This is a genomic window from Amycolatopsis sp. NPDC104819, assembly GCF_055583145.1.
Map to the genome: position 1 here is coordinate 500,771 of NZ_JBVJON010000007.1, position 18,461 is coordinate 519,231.

The following is an 18,461-nucleotide window of genomic DNA, read 5'->3' on the forward strand; positions in this document are numbered from 1 at the left end:
ACTTTACGAACAAGTCTTGACGGCGGGCCCCCGCGCGGCGAACCTGGACGCACGCCGCGTCCACCGTCCGCCCCACCCCCTCCCGGAGGCAGCATGACCCGGCGCGCGCTCGTGCTCGTCGTGACCCTGTTCCTCGCTCTGACCTCGGCGCTCTTCGGCGCCGGCCCGGCGAGCGCGGCCACCACGCAGCCGACCTTCCTCACCTTCTACGGCTGGTGGGACAACACCCCGCCCGGCGGCGACATCGCCTACCCGCAGATCCACGACACCGCGGGCGGCAAGGGCAGCTACGCCGACCCGATCACCTTCGCCACCAGCAGTGACGAGCTCAAGCCGGGCACCAAGGTCTGGGTGCCGCGGGTGAAGAAGTACTTCATCATGGAGGACGGCTGCGACGAGTGTTCCGACGACTGGAACAGCCAGGGCCCGAACGGCGGCCCCGGCCTGCGCCACATCGACCTCTGGCTCGGCGGCAAGGGCGGCAGCGCCTTCGACGCGATCGACTGCGAAGACGCGCTCACGCACTACAACGCGGACAACACGCCGGTCATGGAGCCGGTGGTCGTCGACCCGCCGTCGAGCGAGCCCTACGACGCGACGCCGATCTTCAACACCAGCACCGGTGAATGCTGGGGTGGCGCGCAGCCGAACACGACCGTCGGCCAATACAAGAACAACTCCACCGGCACCTGTCTCGAAGCCCCGAGCAGCGGGACGACGCTGAAAGTGGCCGCGTGCGCCGAAAGCGACGCCCAGCGGTTCACCTTCCACGGCGCGTTCCTGGTGATCAACGACAAGTGCGCGGGCATCTCCGGCAGCTCGATCGTGCTGCAGACCTGCACCGGCGGGCCCGCCCAGCAGTGGTCGATCAACCCCGACGGCACCATTTCGGACATCCAGACGAGCAAGAAGTGCTTCCGCGCCTCGGGCACGACGCTCACCGCGGGCAGCTGCTCCGGAACCCAGGCGCGCTGGACGTTCACCGCGGCCGGCGCCCCGAGCAGCTTCAGCGTGACGCCGTCGGCGGTTTCGGTCGCGCCGGGTGCGTCGGCGACGGCCACCGTCACCAGCACGGACGCCGTCCAGCTGTCCGCGAGCGGCGCGCCCGCGGGTGTCACCGTGTCCTTCTCGCCGACGTCGGTGCCGGCCGGTGGCACCTCGACCGTCACGGTCGCCGCCGCCGCGACCGCGAGCCCGGGATCGGCGACGATCACCGTCACCGGCGGGACGAAGACCGCTTCGCTCGGCGTCACGGTCACCGGCGGGGGCGGCGGCCAGGAAACCCTGCTCTCCCAGGGCAAAACGGCGACGGCGTCGTCGACCGAGTCGTCGTCCTACCCGGCGAGCGCGGCCTTCGACGGCAACCTGACGAGCACCCGCTGGGCTTCGAAGGAAGGTTCCGCGAGCGAGTGGCTGCGCGTCGACCTCGGCGCCACGAAGACGGTTTCGCACGTCAAGCTGTCCTGGGAAGCCGCTTACGGCAAGGGTTACACCATCCAGACGTCGGCCGACAGCACGAACTGGACGACGATCTACACCACCACGACGGGCAACGGCGCCACCGACGACCTCACCGGCCTGGCCGGCACCGGCCGCTACGTGCGGATGAACGGCGTCACGCGCGGGACGTCGTACGGCTACTCGCTGTACGAGATGCAGGTGTACGGCACGGCCTGAGTTGCCGGATCGGCAACACGATTTGCCTCCTCGGTGACGTTCTCCGCATGCTGGGGACGTCACCGAGGAGGAACCATGCCGCACGAGGGCCCCATGATCGTCGAAGACATGCTCAAGCAGGACTTCTGGGAAGCGATGTACCAGCGCGACGAGCACCGGATCTGGAGCGGGAACGTCAACGCGAACCTGCGCGCCGAGGTCGAGGGACTGACCCCCGGGCACGCCCTCGACCTGGGCAGCGGCGAAGGCGGCGACGCGATCTGGCTTGCGAAGCACGGCTGGACGGTCGACGGCGCCGACATCTCGACCATCGCGCTCGCCCGCGCCGAAGAGGCTGCGAAAGAAGCCGGCGTGACCGTCCGCTGGCTCCACAAGAACATCCTGGAGTGGCGGCCGGAGGAGCAGTACGACCTGATCTCCGCGCAGTACATGCACCTGCCGCCGGACCTGCGCCGCGACGTCTTCACCGCGGCCGCGGCGGCGATCCGGCCGGGCGGTTCGCTGCTGGTCGTCGGGCACTCGCCGAAGGCCATGCGCGAGTTCGACGGCCAGACGCCGCCGATCGAGCTGTTCTTCGAGCCGGAGGAGATCACGAGCTACCTCGGCGACGCCTGGGAGTGGCTCGTCGAGACGTGCGAGACGCGCGGAGAGGGTCACCACACCGACGCCGTCTACCGCGCGAAGCGGCTCTGAAATGGAAGCAGGGCCCCTTCACGCGCCCTCGACGCGTGTGAAGGGGCCCTGCGGGCTTTTATCAGGCGAGCTCGAGGCCGTAGGCCTGCAGCTCGAGGGTGAGCGGGTAGAAGTAGCTGGTCACGGTGTCGCCGCCGGACAGCGTGCCGAGGCCCTTCGAACCGTCGTAAGCCGGGCCGCCCGAGTCACCGTGGTCGGTGTGCGCGGTGGTGCCGAACTCGTGGTTCAGGACGCCGACGTCGAAGTTGACCGACTCGTCGACCGAGGTGATCTCGCCGCTGCCGCCACCGGTGGTCGAGCCCTGCTTCTGCATCTGCTCGCCGACAGTCGGCTCCGCGGCGCTGGTGATCGCCTGGCCGGTGTTGATCTCGCCGGGGCCGGAGCCGTTCGGGCGGGTCAGCAGGCCGGAGTCGGCATCGGGGCAGTCGCTCTCGACGACCTGCGCGCCGGAGACGTCGCCGCCGGCCCAGGTGCCGCCGAGGTTGGTGCAGTGGCCCGCGGTGAGCAGGAACGGCTCGCCGCCGCGCGTCACGTTGAAGCCGAGCGAGCAGCGGCCCTGGTCGTTCTGGATCGCGTCGCCGTCGGCGATGTGCAGTTCCAGTTTGCCGGTGCGGTGCTCGACGCGGACGCTGTCGCCGTACTTCGCGGCGGCCGCGTTCACCTTGTCGGCGGTCTCCTTGCTGGCCGCGTCGTAGACCTTCACCACGACCTGGTTGGTCTTGGTGTCGATGCCCCACGCGGTCTGCGGGACGTTCTTGACCGCGTCCAGCTGGTTCTTGACGCCGGTGAGCGCGGCGAAGGTGTGCTTGACCTTCTTCGCGGTCAGGCCGGCGGCCTGCACCTTCTGCGCGGACGCGTCGTCGGTCACGGTGACGACGGCCTTGCCGTTCTCCAGGTAGATGCCACCGGAGGTGGCGCCGAGGGTGCTCGCCACCTGCGTGGCGTTGCTGACGGCGTTGGCCTGCATTTCGGAGAAGGCCAGTGGGGACGCAGTGGCGGCCGAAGCGCACACGCCGCTCGTGAGGGCGGCGGCCGACAAGACGGCGAAGGTCTTGAGGGCGGTCTTCCGGGGAGTCATCAACTTCCTCCAGTTTGCCGGTTCGAAGCCTGCGCCGGTCACTTTCGTTGCCGGGCAACCAACGCACCACCGACTAAGGTTGGTTAATAACCAGCAGATCCGGACATACCTCTCAAGTCAGACCCGAACGGCCTCGTGACGCTGCACCCTTCGGCGTAACACTCACCCCTTCGGCCAGCGAACGTGGTCCTCGTAGCCCGGGTTCTTCTTCAGATATCCGGCGATGAAGGGGCAGACCGGCACGATCGTCCGGCCCCGCGCGACGACGTCGTCCAGCGCGGCGGCGGCCAGGACCTTGCCGAGCCCCTGCCCGCCGAACGCGTCGTCGATCTCCGTGTGGGTGAACACCGTGAGATCCCCACGGAGGTCGTAGTAGGCGGAGCCCGCCAGCTTCTCGCCCACCCAGAGGTCGTAGCGGCTCTCGTCGGGGTTGTCGGCCACTCGGGTCCGGTCGGTCATCGGGTTCTCCTCGGTCGGGGTCGTCCCCCATCGTGCGACGGCGGACGGCCGGGTGCTGACCGGCCCGTGCACCCCGCTGGGCCGGCCGGGGGACGCCGTCGGCCCGTTCGTGTGCATCGCCGTTGTTCCTCTTGGCGGACACCAGCGCGGTTTGGTTGCCTCACGGGGTGCCTCAGCAGCCGTTCGTCCTCCCCGAGTTCTACATGCCGTACCCCGCCCGGCTGAACCCGCATCTCGAAGGCGCCCGCGCGCACAGCAAGGCGTGGGCGCGCGAGTTCGACATGATCGACGTCCCGCAGCACGGCAAGGTGATCTGGACCGAGCACGACCTCGACTCCCACGACTACGCGCTGCTCTGCGCCTACACGCACCCGGACGCCGGCGCCGACGAGCTCGACCTGATCACCGACTGGTACGTCTGGGTCTTCTACTTCGACGACCACTTCCTCGAGCTGTACAAGCGCACCGGCGACATCGAGAGCGCGCGCACGTACCTCGACCGGATCGACCTGTTCATGCCCGCCGAAGGCGAGATCACCGCGGCACCGGAGAATCCGGTCGAGCGCGGCCTGACCGACCTGTGGAACCGCACGATCCCGCACCGCACCGACGGCTGGCGGCGGCGGTTCGTCGAGAGCACGAAGGCGCTGCTCGAAGAATCGCTGTGGGAGCTCGCCAACATCAACGAAGGCCGGCTGGCCAACCCGATCGAGTACGTCGAGATGCGGCGGAAGGTCGGCGGCGCGCCGTGGTCGGCGAACCTGGTCGAGCACTCGGTGCACGCCGAGGTGCCGGACGAGATCGCCGCGTCGAGGCCGATGGAGGTCCTGCGCGACTGTTTCGCCGACAGCGTCCACCTGCGCAACGACCTGTTCTCCTACCAACGTGAGGTGCAGGACGAGGGCGAGCTGTCCAACGGCGTGCTCGTGTTCGAGAAGTTCCTCGGGCTGGCCACGCAGGAAGCGGCGGACGCCGTCAACAGCCTGATCACCTCGCGGCTGCACCAGTTCGAGCACACCGCGCTCACCGAGGTGCCGGGGCTGTTCGACGAGCACGGCGTCAACCTGGCGGCGCGCGCGGCGACGTTCGCCTACGTCAAGGGCCTGCAGGACTGGCAGTCCGGCGGGCACGAGTGGCACCTGCGCTCGAGCCGCTACATGAACGAGGGGGCACTGGCCGGCCGCGGCGGCCCGGAGCCGGGTGGCGCGTCCGGCATCGGGACGTCCGCGGCGCGCATCTTCACCTCGGTGCTCGCCACCGCGCCGCAACGGCTGCGCGCGTACGGGCACACGCCGTTCCGGGTGGTTTCGCCGCCGCGGCCGACGCTAAAGGCGCCGTTCCCGCTGCGGCTGAACCCGCACCTGGACGCGTGCCGGGTCCGCAACGTCGACTGGGCGCGGCGGACCGGGCTGCTCGACGGAGTCGTGTGGGACGAGCGGAAGCTGCGCGCGGCGGACCTGCCGCTGTGCGCGGCCGGCATCCACCCGGACGCGACGGCCGACGAGCTCGACGTCACCAGCGACTGGCTGACCTGGGGCACCTACGCCGACGACTACTACCCGCTGATGTTCGGCGCGACCCGCGACCTGGCGGCGGCGAAGGCGTGCAACCTGCGGCTGTCGGGGATCATGGCGGGCACGGCCACGCCGTCGACCCAGCTGGAAGCCGGGCTGGCCGACATCTGGGCGCGGACGACGGCGGAGCTGGATCCGGCGGCCCGGTCGGCGCTGCGGCGGTCGGTCGACACGATGACGTCGAGCTGGCTGTGGGAGCTGAAGAACCAGGCGGAGAACCGGATCGCCGACCCGATCGACTACGTCGAGATGCGGCGCCGGACGTTCGGCTCGGACCTCACGATGAGCCTGTCCCGGCTGTCCCACGGCCGCACGGTCCCGCCCGAGCTGTACCGGACGCGGCCGGTCCAGGCGATCGAGCACTCGGCGACGGACTACGCGTGCCTGCTCAACGACGTGTTCTCGTACCAGAAGGAGATCCAGTTCGAGGGCGAGCTCAACAACGGCGTCCTGGTGGTCCGGAACTTCCTGGACTGTTCGGAGGAGCGCGCGTTCGAAGTGGTGACGGACCTGATGTCGGCCCGCCTGGCGGAGTTCCGCCACGCGGCGTCGATCGAGCTGCCGGCGCTCTTCCGCGACTACGACGTGGCGCCGGAGGTGCAGGAGACGCTGCTGGCGTACGTCGAGGAGTTCCGCAGCTGGATGTCGGGGATTCTGTACTGGCACGAGAACGTGGGCCGCTACACGGAGACGGAGCTGAGGTACCACCCGGTCGGCGGGGCCGGGTTCGGCGGGCCGACGGGGATCGGGACGTCCTCACTGCGGATCTCGTCCCTGCTCCCGGCGGCGTCTGTGTGACCGAAGGGTCAACACGCGTGTTTGAGGGGGCGACTCGCGTGATTGGAGGGTCAACACGGCTTGCGGCAGGCAGCGGAGTGGAGTTGCCCCGGTGAGGCGGACACGGGGTTGTTAGGCAGCAGAGACTTGAGCGTAGTTGATGCGGGTGTCGGCCGGGGTGTTCTGGCCGACGGTGGAGTGCAGCCGGTGGTGGTTGTAGTAGCGCAGATAGCCGAACACGTCCTGGCGGGCCTGGGCCCGGGTCTGCCAGATGGTGGTGCCGATCTCGGTCTTCAACGTCGCGAAAAACGCTTCAGCCACGGCGTTGTCATAGCAGGACCCGACCCGCCCCACCGACGGGCGGATCTTGTGCTCGGCGAGCGCGGTCCGGAACTGGCCCGAGGTGTACTGAACACCGCGGTCGGAGTGAAACACCGCATCCGGCTCGATGAGACCGCGGGCGGCGGCGACGTCGATCGCGTCACAGACCAGGCTGGTGCGCATATGGTCGGCCATCGCATGCCCGACGACCTCCCGGGTGTGCAGGTCGATGACGGTGGCCAGGTAGAGCCAGCCGTCGAAGGTGGGCAGGCAGGTGATATCCCCGACCATGCGCAGGCCCGGGGCGGTGGCGGTGAAGTCACGGCGGATCAGATCACCCACCGGCGCGGTCGGGCCGGCCGCAGGCCGGGTCAACGTCCGGCGTTTGCGGCGGGTGATCCCGGCCAGGCCGTGCTCGCGCATCAGCCGCTCGACCCGCTTGTGGTTCACCGCGTGGCCGCGGCGGTGCAGCTCCGCGGTGATCCGCGGGACTCCGTAGGCGCCACGATGCTCGGCGTGGATCCCGGCTATCACCCTGGCCAGCTCGGCCTCGGCCTCCGCTCGTGCGGTCCGGGTGGCTTCGGAGGCGGCCCATTCGTGGAAGCCTTGCCGGCGCAGCCCGAGGACTCGGCATAGCCGCTGGACGCTGTAGGTGGTGCGGTGTTCGGAGATGAATCGGTAGCGGTAGGTCATCGATCCATCTCGCGCGCAAAATAGGCGGCTGCTTTGCGCAGGATCTCCTTCTCTTTCTGCAGCTCAGCGACCTGCTTCCGTAGCCGCGTCACCTCATCGGTCACCGCTGGATCTGCCACCGGCCCGGCGTCGGCGGCCTGAGTGGCGGTGTTCACCCACGAGCGCAGGGTCTCGTGGTTGACCCCGAGTTCGCGGGCGATCTGCCGTAGTGGACGGTCACTCGAGTTGACCAGCTCGACCGCGTCACGACGGAACTGCTCCGGATATTTCGACCTGCGAGACACCAGGACATCCTCCCTCCAGACCACTGTCTGGAATCAAGGTGTCCGGCCCCAGGGAGCAACCCCAGAGCCGTGTCGACCTCCCAATCACGCGTGTCGGCTTCCTAATCACGCGAGTCGGCTCTCTGATCACGCGGCCGCGGGTCACTGGGCAGCGTTGCTCGTGCCACTCCGCCGGGCATGGGGGCGGGTAGGAGGCGATACTCGACAGCGTGAGCGGCTTCAACCTGCGTTTCCTCGGCCATTCGACCGTCCGGCTCGAGCTCAGTGGCCGGGTTGTGCTGACCGATCCCGTGCTCACCGCGCGCGTCGGCGGGCTGAGCCGGGTTGTTCCCGTCCCGGCGGCGGAGAGCTATGCCGGGGTTGACCTCGTCCTGCTCTCCCACCTGCACGGTGACCACCTGCATCTGCCGTCGCTGCGGCTGCTGGGCACGGACACCCGGATCGTCGTCCCGCGCGGGGCCGGGGGCTGGCTCGCCAAAAAGGGCTTCGGCAACGTCGAGGAGATCGCGCCCGGGGAAACCCTCAGCGAAGGCGCGCTTGAGGTCACCGCCACCGAGGCCGTCCACTCCGGGCACCGGTGGGGGCCGCGGCTCACCCACGGTCCGCAGAGTCCCGCCATCGGGCACCTGATCCAGACCGGGAGCACCAAGATCTACAACGCCGGCGACACCGACCTCTTCGACGGGATGGCCGAGCTCGGCCCGGTCGACGTCGCGCTATTGCCCGTCTGGGGCTGGGGGCCGAACCTGGGGCCCGGGCACCTGAACCCCGCCCGGGCCGCTCGGGCCGCCGCCGTGCTCCAGGCCCGGGCCGCCGTTCCCGTGCACTGGGGCACGCTCGCCGTGCCCGGGTTGCGGCGGACCGCCAAGATGCGGCGGCTACTCGCCGACCCGCCACGCGTGTTCGCCGCCGAAGTGCAAGCCGCCGGAGGAGCCACCGAAGTGCTGTTCACCGAACCCGGCGCCGACGTCGTCCTCCCCGCTCCCACGGACCGCCCGTGAACTGGACCGACCCGGCCGCCATCGGGTATCCGGCCCTGTTCGGCGGGGTGCTGCTCGGCTCGATCATCCCGATCGTGCCCACCGGCGCGGTCGTCGGCGCCGCGGCCGCCGTCGCCACCACCACCGACCACCTGTCCCTGCCGCTGGTGATCGTCCTCGCCACGCTCGGCGCGTACGTCGGCGACGTCGTGACGTTCGGGATCCCGCGCCTGGGCAGCGAAGCCGCCTTCCGCTGGATCAGCCGGCGCCAGCCCGCCGAACGGCTCGAGAAGGCCCGCGACCAGTTCACCCGGCGCGGCTGGCAGATCGTCGTGGTCGGCCGGCTCGTCCCGGCCGGCCGGATCCCGGTGCTGCTCGCCGCCGCCGCCCTGAGCTACCCGTGGCGACGCCTGCTGCCCACCTCGCTCATCGCGTGTGTGCTCTGGGCGGTCGCCTACTCCTTGCTCGGCATCGTCAGCGGGGGCATCTTCGACTCACCGGTCATCGCGACGGTGCTGGCGACGGTCCTGGTCCTGCTCGTCACCGTCCTGCTGAACCTGATCGCGCGGTGGCGGCGCAAGGCCAAGGAGAAGACGGGAGAGCGAGTGTGACGGCGTCCGCCCCGAAGGGCCGGCTGCTGCGGGGCGGCCGGGTCGTCGCCCGCGTCCTGCTGGTGTGGGCCGCCGTGACCGGCGCGCTGCGCCTGCTCGACGTGCTGCTCTCCGGCTTCCGGATGACCCACTGGTGGCAGCCGACCGTCTGCGCGCTGCTGCTCGGCCTGCTCGCCGGGGTCGTCTGGCCGCTGGTCATGCGGATCGCCTACCCGCTGGCGTTCTTCACCTTCGGCCTCTTCGGGTTCCTGCTGCTGGGCGCCGGGACGCTCGCGGTGTTCCGGACCGTGCCGGGGGTCGAGATCGCGGACATCCGGACCGCGGTGATCGTCACCGTGGCGATGGCCGGGGTCGGCGCGCTGATCTCCAGCCTGCTCGCGATCGACGAGGACGAGATCTTCTTCCGCCGCGCGAACCGAAGGCGCCGCCGGCACGCCGCCGCGCCCGGTGAGGCCGACCAGCCGCCCGGGGTGCTGTTCCTGCAGATCGACGGCCTCGGGTACGACACCGTCCGCCGCGCGATCCGCGACGGCGACATGCCGACCTTCGCCGCCTGGCTCGCCGAAGACAGCCACACGCTCTCGCGCTGGCACACCGACTGGAGCTCCCAGACCGGCGCGAGCGTCTGCGGCATCCTGCACGGCTCCAACCACGACATCCTCGGCTTCCGCTGGTACGAAAAGGACCGCGACCACGTGATGGCGTGCGCCCACCCGGCCGACGCGGCCGAGATCGAACGGCGGCACTCCGACGGCCGCGGCCTGCTCTCCGGGGACGGCGCGAGCCGCGGCAACCTCTTCTCCGGCGACGCCGACCACGTCAGCCTCACCATGAGCTCGATCCCGGTCCTCGTGCCGAAAGGCCTGCGCCACCGTCAGCGCGACCGGCTCGGCGCGGGCTACTACGCCTACTTCGCGAACCCGATCAACGCGCTGCGGACGTTCATCGTCGCGCTCGCCGACGTCTTCCGCGAAATCAGCGCGTCGGTCCGCCAGCGCCGGGCCGGTGTTGTGCCGCGGATCCCGCGCGGCGGCTTGTACCCGCTGGCCCGGCCGGGCACCACGGTGATCGCGCGGGACGTCGTCGTGTCGGCGATCCTCGGCGACATGCTGGCCGGGCGGCCGGTCGTGTACGCGGACTTCCTCGGCTACGACGAGGTCGCGCACCACTCCGGCATCGAACGCTTCGACACGCTCGCCGTGCTGCGCTCGATCGACCAGCAGATCGCGCGGCTGCACCGGGCGAGCCGGCTCGCGCCGCGCCGCTACCACGTCGTGGCGCTGTCGGACCACGGCCAGACACAGGGGCAGGCGTTTTCGGAGCGGTTCGGCGAGACGATCGAGGCGTACGTCGGACGGCTGTGCGGCGGCGAGCCGTCGCCGTCCGCCGGGAAGCGGCGGCAGGCCGAGAGCTGGCAGATCAACGCCGCGCTGGCGGAGGCGACCAAGGGCGGCGGCCTGATCGCGCGCCGGCTGCGGGCCCGGGTGGAGGACGCGGAGTGCGCCGAAGACCGGCCGCGCACGACGTCCGGCTCGCCGGGCGCGGTCACCCGGGTGGCGCCGGGTGTGGTGGTGGTCGTGTCCGGCCACACCGCGATGATCTCGTTCACCGAGCACGAGGGCCGCGTCGAGCTCGAGACGATCGAGCGGGAGCACCCCGACCTGCTGCCGTCGCTGGTGGACCACCCCGGTGTCGGGTTCCTGCTGGTGCGCAGCCGCGAGTTCGGACCGGTGGTGCTGGGCCGCGACGGGCTGCACCGGCTCGCGACCGGCGTGGTCATCGGCGAAGACCCGCTGCCGCCGTACGGCCCGCACGCCGCGGACCTCGTCCGGCGGGTCGACACCTACCCGCACTGCGCGGACGTCATGATCAACAGCCGGTACGACCCGGACTCGGACCAGGCGTCGCCGTTCGAGACGCACGTCGGCTCGCACGGCGGTCTCGGCGGCCCGCAGCAGCACGGTTTTGTCGTGCACCCGCGCGGGCTCGCCCTGCCCGGTGACGTCGTCGGCGCGGAGGCGCTGCATCGTGTGTTCCGCGGCTGGCTGACCTACCTGGGCCAGCCCGAGCCCACCCCCGTGGAAACCCCGATCTCGGAGGTCGTTTCGTGAAGCTGACGGTCTACGGCGCGAGCTGGTGCCCGGACGTGAAGCGCAGCCGCGCGCTGCTCGACCGCGAAGGCGTCGAATACTCCTATGTGGACGTCGAGGCGGACGCGGCCGCCGAGCGCCGGGTGCGGGAGCTGCAGGACGGCGCGCGCAAGATCCCGACGATCGTCTGGGAGGACGGCAGCTTCCTGGTCGAGCCGTCCGACGCGGAGCTGAGCGAGCGGCTGTGAAACTGCTGCGAGAGCTGCCGCTCGGCACGCGGGTCGTGGTGCGCCACCGGATCGAGGGCGGGTTCACCGACGCGCTCGGCGACCTGGTGGCCCGCGACGAAACGACGTGCACGGTGGAGACCCGGCGTGGCCCGGTGGTGGTGGCGTTCGACGCCGTCACCCTGGCCAAGCCGGTGCCACCGCCACCCCGGCGGAAGTCGAAGTTCGACGAGCTGGTGGCCGAGGCCGACGCGGTGTCCGTCGACGGCTGGGACTTCTCCTGGCTCGACGGCCGCGCGACCGAAGCCCGGCCTTCCTGGGGTTACCAGCGCCTGCTCGGTGAACGCCTCGGGCGGGTCCACGCGGCGCTCGACCTGGAGACCGGCGGCGGCGAGGTGCTCGACGGCTGCCCGTCCCTGCCGCCGCTGATGGCGGCCACGGAGTCGTGGCCGCCGAACGTCGCCAAGGCGTCGGCCCGGCTGCGGCCGCGCGGAGTCGTCGTCGTGGCCACCGACGGCATTCCCTTCGGCGACAACGTTTTCGACCTGGTGTCCAGCCGCCACCCCGTCACCACGGACTGGACCGGGATAGCGCGGGTCCTGCGGTCCGGCGGAAGCTACTTCTCCCAGCAGGTCGGCCCGGCGAGCGTGTTCGAGCTGGTCGAGTTCTTCCTCGGCCCGCAGCCGCCGGAGGTCCGCAACGGCCGTCATCCCGACGACGCGGTGAAGAACGCCGAAGAAGCCGGCCTCGAGGTGGCCGACCTGCGGTCGGAGTCGCTGCGCACCGAGTTCTCCGACATCGGCGCGGTGGTCTACTTCCTGCGCAAGGTGATCTGGATGGTGCCGGGGTTCACCGTGGCGCAGTATCTCGACAAGCTGCGGGAGCTGCACGAGAAGATCGAGCGCGACGGCCCGTTCGTCGCGCACACGGCGCGGTTCCTCATCGAGGCCCGGAAGCCTTGACGATCGCCGTCTCGACGCCGTCCAGCAGCAGCTCCAGGCCCGCTTCGAACGACAGCCGGGCCTCCCGCTCCAGGTAGGGCTCGTCCGAAGCCTCGACCGGCGCGCTCATCCGCGCCACCGTCGGGAAGCGGGCCGTCAGGTCCGGGACGAGCTCGCCGAGCAGCGCCGAGCGCGCGGACCACCAGTCCTCTTCGGACTGTCCGGTCTCCCGCGCGGCCTGCCGGGACTCCGCCGCGGTCTGGACCGAGCCGCGGACGACGTTGAACAGCGCCGACACCACCCAGCGGACGCGGGACAGGGGCAGCCCGGTCGCGGCGAGGACCGACAGCAGTGTCTCCTGCACGTGGAACTCCCCCGGCCCGAGCACCGGGCGCGCCGGGGAGACCTGCAGCAGCCAGGGGTGGCGCAGGTGCAGGTCCCACAGCTCGTCCGCCAGCGCCAGCGCGGCGACGCGCCACCCCGAGGTCACCGGGTACGACGTCGGCAGCTCCCCCAGCGTCCGGTCGTACATGAGGTCGACCAGCTCGGTCTTGCCCGGCACGTACGTGTAGAGCGCCATCGCCGTGCGGCCGAGCCGCTCGCCGACCGTGCGCATCGACAGCGCCGGCATGCCCTCGGCGTCGGCGATGTCGATCGCGGCCGCGACGATCGCCTCGACGGACAGGCCCGGTTTAGGCCCCGGGCCGGTGCGCGGCGCGACCACGCGCGGCCCCCACAGCAGCTCCATGGACCGGCGGGCGTCGCCCTGACCCGCGAAGACGACCACCTTGCCGACTCCTTACACCCTAAAGTATTGTACGATCGAGAATCACTTTACAGCCTAAAGTATCAAGAAGGACAGCATGACCTCACCCAGGCGGGCCGCCGACACCCACGACGTGATCGAGGTCCGGGGGGCCCGGGAGAACAACCTGACCGGCGTCGACCTGGACATCCCGAAACGCCGGCTCACGGTGTTCACGGGCGTGTCCGGCTCCGGCAAGTCGTCCCTGGTCTTCGGCACCATCGCGGCCGAGTCCCAGCGGCTGATCAACGAGACCTACAGCGCGTTCCTCCAGTCGTTCATGCCCAGCCTGTCGCGGCCGGACGTCGACCTGCTGGAGAACCTCAGCGCGGCCATCGTCGTCGACCAGGAACGGATGGGCGCCAACTCGCGCTCCACGGTCGGCACCGCGACCGACGCCTACGCGATGCTGCGGATCGCCTTCTCGCGGCTCGGCGAACCGCACGTCGGCACGTCCGGCGCGTTCAGCTTCAACCTGCCCGAGGGCATGTGCCCGGCGTGCGAGGGCCTTGGCCGGGTGTCGGACCTCGACGTCCACGCCCTGCTCGACTTCGACCGCTCGCTGCACGACGGCGCGATCCAGGTCCCCGGCTTCACCCCGGACAACTGGTACGTGCAGACCTACCTCTCGTGCGGCTTCTTCGACCCGGACACCCCGATCCGCGACTTCACGCCGCAGCAGCTGGACGACCTGCTGCACAAGGGCCCGTGCAAGGTGAAGGTCGGCAAGACGAACATCACCTACGAGGGCCTCGCGGTGAAGGTCCGGCGGCTCTACCTGCAGAAGGACACCGAGTCGCTGCAGCCGCGGCTGCGCGCGTTCATCGAGAAGGCCGCGACCTTCAAGACGTGTGACGAGTGCGGCGGCGCCCGGCTGAACCGGGCCGCGCTGTCGGCCAAGATCGACGGCAAGAACATCGCCGACTGCGCCGCCCTGCAGATCAGCGACCTGGCCGAGTTCGTCCGGAGCCTCGACGCGCCGTCGATCCGGCCGCTGCTGGGCAACCTGCGTGACACGCTCGACTCGCTGGTCGAGATCGGCCTCGGCTACCTCTCCCTCGACCGCGAGTCCGCGACGCTCTCGGGCGGCGAGGCGCAGCGCGTGAAGATGGTGCGGCACCTGGGATCCAGCCTCACCGACGTCACGTACGTCTTCGACGAGCCGACCGTCGGGCTGCACCCGCACGACATCGAGCGGATGAACAACCTGCTCCTTTGCCTGCGGGACAAGGGGAACACGATCCTGGTCGTCGAGCACAAGCCGGAGACCATCCGGATCGCCGACCACGTCGTCGACCTCGGCCCCGGCGCGGGCACCGACGGCGGGCGGCTCTGCTACACCGGGAGCGTCGACGGCCTGCGCGCGTCCGGCACGCTCACCGGCCGCCACTTCGACCACCGCGTCACGCTGCGCTCCCGAGTACGCACGCCCACCGGACAGGTGAAGATCACCGGCGCGAAGCTGCACAACCTGCGTGACGTCAGCGTGGACGTCCCGCTCGGCCTGCTGACCGTGGTCACCGGCGTGGCGGGTTCCGGGAAGTCGTCGCTGATCCACGGCTCGCTGGCGGGCCGGGACGACGTCGTCGTGGTCGACCAGTCGGCGATCCGCGGCTCCCGGCGGTCCAACCCGGCGACCTACACCGGCCTGCTCGACCCGATCCGGACGGCGTTCGCCAAGGCCAACGGCGTCAAGGCGAGCCTGTTCAGCGCCAACTCCGAGGGTGCCTGCCCGCACTGCAAGGGCCTCGGCGTGATCTACACCGACCTGGCGATGATGGCCGGGGTCGCGTCGGTCTGCGAAGAGTGCGAGGGCAAGCGGTTCACGCCCAAGGTGCTGCTGTTCCAGTTGCGGGGCAAGAACATCAGCGAGGTGCTGGCGATGTCCGTGGCCGAGGCGCGCGAGTTCTTCCCGTCGGGCTCGGCGCGCACGGTGCTCGACCGGCTCGGTGACGTCGGCCTCGGCTACCTGACGCTCGGGCAGCCACTGACCACGCTGTCGGGCGGTGAGCGGCAGCGGCTCAAGCTGGCGATCCGGATGGCCGAGAAGGGCTCGACCTACATCCTCGACGAGCCGACGACCGGGCTGCACCTCGCCGACGTCGACCAGCTGCTGGCGCTGCTCGACCGGATCGTCGACGCGGGCAACACGGTGATCGTCATCGAGCACCACCAGGCCGTGATGGCCCACGCCGACTGGCTGATCGACCTCGGCCCCGGCGCCGGCCACGACGGCGGCCGCGTGGTGTTCGAAGGGACACCGGCCGCGCTCGTCGAGAACGCGTCCACGCTCACCGCCCGCCACCTGCGTGAATACCTGGGGAAGCCGTGAACCCGACCGGCCTGCTCGAAGTGGTGGCGGTGCGGCGGCCGACCCCGCGGACCGTGCGGATCACCTTCTCCGGTGCCGAGGAGTGGGAGTCGTGGCCGGACCAGCAGCTCAAGCTCCTGGTCCCGCCGCCGGGCCGCCCGGTGCGGCTGCCGTCCGCCGCCGACAACGACGTCATGCGCTGGTACCAGGCGTTCCTCGCGATCCCGGAGGACGAGCGCCCGGTGATGCGCAGCTACACCGGCCGCCGCAGAGCGGGGACTTCCCGCTGGCGGTGCACCCGCGGGCGGACCTGAAACTGGTCGAGGGCGCCACCTCGACGGTCGCCGTCGCGCCGCACGACGTCGTTTACGACGCCGAGCGCAAGCTTTGGTTCTGCGACATCACTTTCGCGGCTCCGCAGCCTTCGCCGTACACGCCGTTCGTGCGGCTGGCGCTGGCCCGCTACCAGCCGGTGTCGGTGCCCGACGTCGAGCTGTCCGCGGCGGTGCAGGCCCAGTTCGCGCAGCTGTCCCCCGACCGGATCGCGACGGCGGTGTTCACCTCGCCGACGTCGGTGCGGCTGACCGTCACCGGCCCGACGTACGCGCCGGTGACGGGGTCCGCGGCCGGGCTGAGCGCGCGGCTGCAGGTGGCCGACCCGGCGCTGAGCGGGAACGTCGCCTGGCAGGACAGCGGCTCCGCGGTCGTCCTGACGGCCACGAACACCGGCTGGACCGGCACGGTGACCTTGCCCGCGGCGCGCGGCAGCCGCCCGTTCCGCCTGGTGCTGACCGAGTCCGAGCTGCCGAACCAGGGCGGCGCGCGGCTCGTCTACGCCGACGCCCTCACCTTCTGAACCGTCCATTGTGGAGGATCTGATGAACCGCACCAGACTGCTGTGGGCGGCCGGCGCCGCGTCGGCCCTGCTGCTGGCCGGCGCGCTCCCGGCGGCCGCGGCGCCCCCGCCGGGCAAGCCGGGCTTCCGCGCGGCGGCCGCGGCCGCCACCTTCGGCAACGGCGTCTTCCGCGTCTCCGTCCAGCAGGCGCAAGGCCTGGGCGTCGGCTCGCTCACCGTGCAGACCGGGCCGGACCACCCGGCGGGCGCGGGCCGGGACGTGCTGTTCGGCGGCGGTGTGCCCGGCACGTCGTTCATGACCGTGCGCGACCTGACCTCCGGGGTCGACTACGTGCAGGGCCAGTACCTGACCACCGCGACCGAGGTCGCGCTCGACGGCGTGCTGTACCTGACGCAGACGCCGCTCGGCACGACCGGGATTCGCACCCACTGGTCGCACTACACCGAGGACGACCCCGGTGACGGCAAGTCCTTCCAGGTCGACCAGGACGTCGTGGTGCACGGGAGCACCGTCGCCGACTCGAGCGTCGAGGTGACCACCACGGTCACCGGCGAGACCGCGGACACCTTCCAGGTCCAGTACCTGTGGGACACCGCGGCGGGCGCCGACGACGGCCCGGTGCTGCAGACCCACGCGTACAACCCGTTCACCGCTTCGGAAACGCGCGAGCTGACGGTGTCCGGTGTGGACAGCGTGGCGCTGGCCGACAACACCGCCGGACCGAGCCTGTCCTACGGCCTGACCGGCACCGGCCCGGCCCGGATCACCCCGCCGCCGACCCCGCCCCAGTCGATCCAGTTCGTCTGCTGGCCGCGCGCGGTCGGCGCGGCGCCGGGGCGCTACCGGACGGATCCGACGATCGACGTCGCGACGACCGGAGCCGGCTGCCCGGCGCCGGCCGGCCCCGACTCGGCGGCGCAGTACTTGTTCGCCCCGGCGACGATCGGGACCACGGGGCTCCGCGCATCGGCGTCGGTGTTCTCGACGACCCCGGACCCGACGTCGGTCGTGGTGGCGCCGGCCCGCCTGGGCTCCCCGGCGGTGAGCGCGACCCTGACGGACACGCGGTACGGCCGTCCGGTGCCCGGCCGCACGCTGACGTTCACGGCCGGCGGCCGCACCCTGTGTTCGGCGGCGACGAACACCAACGGCGTCGCGTCGTGCGGCGGGCTGTCGGAAGGCCTGGCGGCGTTGCTCGGCTACTCGGCGGCCTACACGGGCGACGGGATCTGGGCGGGCTCGACCGGCAAACGCTGAGCGCGTGCCAGACTCGGCCGGTGCACGAGGAACTGGCGGCATCGGGCGTCGACCCGGCCTCGGTGGTGTCCGCCGAGCGGATCGGCGGCGGCACCTACAACACGGCCGTCCGCTTGGCACTGGCGGACGGCCGGCGGCTGGTGCTCAAGATCGCGCCGTCGTCGCCCGGGCTGGCGTACGAACACGACCTGCTGGCGACGGAGGCGGAGTACTACCGCCGGGTCCCGGGGCCGCTGCCGTCGGTGGTCGGGGCCGGGCCGGGGTTCCTGCTGATGACCGAGCTGCCGGGAAGACCCTGGCACGGCACGGAAGTCGCCGACCACGCGCGGATGCGCCGTCAGCTCGGCGGGATCGTGGCCGGGCTGCACGGCGTCACCGGCGACGGGTTCGGCTACCCGCAGGACGAGCTGCGGCCGACGTGGCCGGCGGCGTTCACCGGGATGGTCGACGCGGTGCTGGCGGACGCCGCGCGGTACGGCGTCGACCTCCCGCGCCCGGCGGCGGAGATCGCGCACCTGGTCCGCCGGCACGAGCCGCTCCTGGCGCCGGTGACCACCCCGGTGCTGGTGCACTTCGACCTGTGGGACGGCAACATCCTCGTCGACGGCACGGGCGTGTCCGGCATCATCGACGCCGAGCGCGCGTTCTGGGGCGACCCGGTGGCGGAGTTCGTGTCCCTGACGTTGTTCCGCACCCTGGACGCCCCGCTGCTGGAGGGTTACGGCCGAGGGCTGTTCACCCCGGCAGGATGCGGACGCCGGCCGGAAGCAGTTCGTCACCACGAGGTTGAGCGAGGACCTCGACCGGTGCACCGTCAGCTGTGAGC

The 18,461-nt window shown here is 71.0% G+C and carries 18 protein-coding genes and 1 pseudogene; 14 read left to right on the forward strand and 5 right to left on the reverse strand.

Annotated features, from left to right (window positions below; translation table 11 throughout):
- The first annotated feature begins 93 nt into the window (after nt 1-93).
- Nucleotides 94-1,677: a discoidin domain-containing protein gene (locus tag ACZ63E_RS24740; RefSeq protein WP_465338472.1), complete on the forward strand. Its 1,584-nt coding sequence runs from the start codon at nt 94-96 to the stop codon at nt 1,675-1,677.
- A gap of 75 nt (nt 1,678-1,752) precedes the next feature.
- Nucleotides 1,753-2,370: an SAM-dependent methyltransferase gene (locus ACZ63E_RS24745; protein WP_465338473.1), complete on the forward strand. Its 618-nt coding sequence runs from the start codon at nt 1,753-1,755 to the stop codon at nt 2,368-2,370.
- Between the two features lie 61 nt (nt 2,371-2,431).
- Here ACZ63E_RS24745 and ACZ63E_RS24750 read toward each other — a convergent pair whose 3' ends face one another.
- Complete coding sequence (locus tag ACZ63E_RS24750; RefSeq protein WP_465338474.1) at nt 2,432-3,448, reverse strand: S1 family peptidase; 1,017 nt, start codon at nt 3,446-3,448, stop codon at nt 2,432-2,434.
- A gap of 162 nt (nt 3,449-3,610) precedes the next feature.
- Nucleotides 3,611-3,907 (reverse strand): GNAT family N-acetyltransferase, encoded by a 297-nt coding sequence (locus tag ACZ63E_RS24755; protein ID WP_465338475.1) that lies wholly within the window; start codon nt 3,905-3,907, stop codon nt 3,611-3,613.
- A 203-nt stretch (nt 3,908-4,110) separates the two neighbouring features.
- On the opposite strand from ACZ63E_RS24755, the gene ACZ63E_RS24760 reads away from it, so the two are divergent.
- Nucleotides 4,111-6,279 (forward strand): terpene synthase family protein, encoded by a 2,169-nt coding sequence (locus ACZ63E_RS24760; protein WP_465338589.1) that lies wholly within the window; start codon nt 4,111-4,113, stop codon nt 6,277-6,279.
- 111 nt (nt 6,280-6,390) lie between these two features.
- Here the strand turns inward: ACZ63E_RS24760 and ACZ63E_RS24765 are convergent, their stop codons facing one another.
- The gene (locus ACZ63E_RS24765) at nt 6,391-7,272 is read right to left on the reverse strand and encodes an IS3 family transposase (protein WP_465338476.1); all 882 of its coding nucleotides are present in this window, start codon (nt 7,270-7,272) and stop codon (nt 6,391-6,393) included.
- Nucleotides 7,269-7,556 (reverse strand): transposase, encoded by a 288-nt coding sequence (locus ACZ63E_RS24770; RefSeq protein WP_465338477.1) that lies wholly within the window; start codon nt 7,554-7,556, stop codon nt 7,269-7,271. Before ACZ63E_RS24770 ends, ACZ63E_RS24765 begins: the two co-directional genes overlap by 4 nt.
- A 209-nt stretch (nt 7,557-7,765) precedes the next feature.
- On the opposite strand from ACZ63E_RS24770, the gene ACZ63E_RS24775 reads away from it, so the two are divergent.
- From ACZ63E_RS24775 to ACZ63E_RS24800, 6 genes and pseudogenes are all read left to right on the forward strand, one after another.
- Nucleotides 7,766-8,557 carry an MBL fold metallo-hydrolase gene (locus tag ACZ63E_RS24775; protein WP_465338478.1) on the forward strand — a complete coding sequence of 264 codons (792 nt, stop codon included), beginning with the start codon at nt 7,766-7,768 and terminating at the stop codon, nt 8,555-8,557.
- Nucleotides 8,554-9,147 (forward strand): DedA family protein, encoded by a 594-nt coding sequence (locus ACZ63E_RS24780; protein WP_465311635.1) that lies wholly within the window; start codon nt 8,554-8,556, stop codon nt 9,145-9,147. Before ACZ63E_RS24775 ends, ACZ63E_RS24780 begins: the two co-directional genes overlap by 4 nt.
- Entirely contained in the window at nt 9,144-11,258 is a 2,115-nt protein-coding gene (locus ACZ63E_RS24785; protein ID WP_465338479.1) for a phage holin family protein, read from the forward strand. The genes ACZ63E_RS24780 and ACZ63E_RS24785 overlap by 4 nt, the downstream gene beginning before the upstream one ends.
- The gene (locus tag ACZ63E_RS24790; RefSeq protein WP_465311637.1) at nt 11,255-11,485 is read left to right on the forward strand and encodes a glutaredoxin domain-containing protein; all 231 of its coding nucleotides are present in this window, start codon (nt 11,255-11,257) and stop codon (nt 11,483-11,485) included. Before ACZ63E_RS24785 ends, ACZ63E_RS24790 begins: the two co-directional genes overlap by 4 nt.
- Nucleotides 11,482-11,685: pseudogene (locus ACZ63E_RS24795) on the forward strand (putative acetyltransferase); the annotation flags it as partial. The gene ACZ63E_RS24790 and the pseudogene ACZ63E_RS24795, both read left to right, overlap by 4 nt.
- On the forward strand, nt 11,659-12,426 hold the full coding sequence (locus ACZ63E_RS24800; protein ID WP_465338590.1) for an SAM-dependent methyltransferase: 768 nt from the start codon (nt 11,659-11,661) through the stop codon (nt 12,424-12,426). The pseudogene ACZ63E_RS24795 and the gene ACZ63E_RS24800, both read left to right, overlap by 27 nt.
- On the opposite strand, the gene ACZ63E_RS24805 is transcribed toward ACZ63E_RS24800, so the two are convergent.
- The gene (locus ACZ63E_RS24805) at nt 12,404-13,192 is read right to left on the reverse strand and encodes a TetR/AcrR family transcriptional regulator C-terminal domain-containing protein (RefSeq protein WP_465338480.1); all 789 of its coding nucleotides are present in this window, start codon (nt 13,190-13,192) and stop codon (nt 12,404-12,406) included. The genes ACZ63E_RS24800 and ACZ63E_RS24805 overlap by 23 nt on opposite strands.
- A gap of 76 nt (nt 13,193-13,268) precedes the next feature.
- Between ACZ63E_RS24805 and ACZ63E_RS24810 the strand changes: the two genes are divergently transcribed.
- Genes ACZ63E_RS24810 through ACZ63E_RS24830 form a run of 5 tightly spaced genes read left to right on the forward strand, consistent with a single transcriptional unit; the run spans nt 13,269 to nt 18,459 of the window.
- A complete protein-coding gene (locus tag ACZ63E_RS24810; protein WP_465338481.1) occupies nt 13,269-15,542 on the forward strand; it encodes an ATP-binding cassette domain-containing protein in 2,274 nt (757 codons plus the stop codon).
- Nucleotides 15,539-15,835: a siderophore-interacting protein gene (locus ACZ63E_RS24815; protein ID WP_465338482.1), complete on the forward strand. Its 297-nt coding sequence runs from the start codon at nt 15,539-15,541 to the stop codon at nt 15,833-15,835. Before ACZ63E_RS24810 ends, ACZ63E_RS24815 begins: the two co-directional genes overlap by 4 nt.
- A complete protein-coding gene (locus ACZ63E_RS24820; RefSeq protein ID WP_465338483.1) occupies nt 15,814-16,377 on the forward strand; it encodes a hypothetical protein in 564 nt (187 codons plus the stop codon). The genes ACZ63E_RS24815 and ACZ63E_RS24820 overlap by 22 nt, the downstream gene beginning before the upstream one ends.
- Nucleotides 16,378-16,399: 22 nt before the next feature.
- Nucleotides 16,400-17,635 (forward strand): hypothetical protein, encoded by a 1,236-nt coding sequence (locus ACZ63E_RS24825; protein WP_465338484.1) that lies wholly within the window; start codon nt 16,400-16,402, stop codon nt 17,633-17,635.
- A 20-nt stretch (nt 17,636-17,655) separates the two neighbouring features.
- Complete coding sequence (locus tag ACZ63E_RS24830) at nt 17,656-18,459, forward strand: phosphotransferase family protein (protein WP_465338485.1); 804 nt, start codon at nt 17,656-17,658, stop codon at nt 18,457-18,459.
- Nucleotides 18,460-18,461 lie beyond the last annotated feature (2 nt).